This is a genomic window from Lonepinella sp. BR2271, from assembly GCF_051851515.1.
Classification (GTDB): domain Bacteria; phylum Pseudomonadota; class Gammaproteobacteria; order Enterobacterales; family Pasteurellaceae; genus Lonepinella.
This window is the reverse complement of sequence record NZ_JBPDVF010000023.1, coordinates 1-1,324: the sequence shown is the minus strand read 5'-3', so window position 1 is coordinate 1,324 and position 1,324 is coordinate 1. Positions and strand designations below refer to the sequence as shown.

Genomic DNA, 1,324 nt, shown 5'->3' with positions numbered 1-1,324 from the left:
TAGGGTGAGGGTACAACCTGATAACATAGTTTACATAATCCCTAAAGACATCGTTTACATTCCTGTGTAATCATATCGTCAAAATCCAACGGAGATTTGACGATGACTTGGAATGAAACGACCAAAATGGAACAAGTAACATTATTTATCAAAGCGTGGTTGACCCAACGTTATAGTAAAACTGAACTCTGTAACGAGTTCAACATTAGCCGTCCAACCGCTGACAAGTGGATTAAACGCCACGAGCAAGTCGGTTTTGACGGGTTAAGTGAGCTTTCTCGACGACCTCACCACAGTCCCAATGCGACACCGCAATGGATTGTGGAATGGCTTATCGAGCATAAGCATAAACATCCAACTTGGGGCGCCAAAAAGCTGTTAGATGCGTTTGGGCGTCACCACAAGGATGTTAAAGTCCCTGCAGATAGTACAGGCGATTTAATTTTAGCGAGAGCAGGTTTGGTGAAACCTCGCAAGCGTTCTCGTCGTATAGCGGCAGATACGCCACCATTTGCAAGTTGTAAAGCCCCGAACGCCACTTGGTGTGTGGACTTTAAAGGGCAGTTTGAGCTTGGCAATAAAGCCTATTGTTATCCGTTAACCGTGACGGATAATTTTAGTCGCTTTTTATTGTGTTGCCATGGCTTACCTAATACACAAGCGGATGCCGTTATTAATCTGTTTGACCGCTTGTTTGGCGAATACGGTATGCCTTATGTTATTCGTAGCGATAACGGTTCGCCATTTGCTTCAAGAGCGTTAGGCGGCATCAGTCGTTTATCCAAGTGGTGGATTGACTTGGGCATTCGTCCAGAGCGAATTGAACCCAGTCATCCCGAGCAAAATGGACGACACGAGCGTATGCACCGCACGCTAAAAGAGCGCTTAGACAAGGTTGAAAAAGACCTTGCGGCTCAACAAGTTATGTTTGATGCGTTTCGTCAAGAATACAATGAATTGCGTTCACACGAAGGCATCGGGCGACGGACACCAGCGAGCTGTTATCAAGCGTCCAATCGCACCTACACAGGTAGGGTTGAGCCTTATGATTATGGCGAGCAAGCTGAAATCCGCCAAGTACGACATAATGGCGAGATTAAATGGCAAGGCAAACGGTTTTACCTTAGCCAAGTTCTCGCAAAGGAGCCAGTTGCTTTTATTCCTTTTGGAGATGGCATTTGGCATATTTATTATCGTTTTCATTTTCTTGCTGAATTTAATCAACGAGAAAATAAAATTGTGCCAGCGACTATCTGGCATGCAACCCAAATGTAAACGATGTCCTTAGGGAAAATGTAAACTATGTGTGGGTTGCACAGAGGGT

Annotated in this window: 1 protein-coding gene; it reads left to right on the top strand. The window is 44.9% G+C overall.

Annotated features, from left to right (window positions below; all coding sequences use genetic code 11):
- Positions 1 to 102 precede the first annotated feature (102 nt).
- Complete coding sequence (locus ACTG7X_RS11005; protein ID WP_439258491.1) at positions 103 to 1,275, top strand: DDE-type integrase/transposase/recombinase; 1,173 nt, start codon at positions 103 to 105, stop codon at positions 1,273 to 1,275.
- Positions 1,276 to 1,324: the final 49 nt, after the last annotated feature.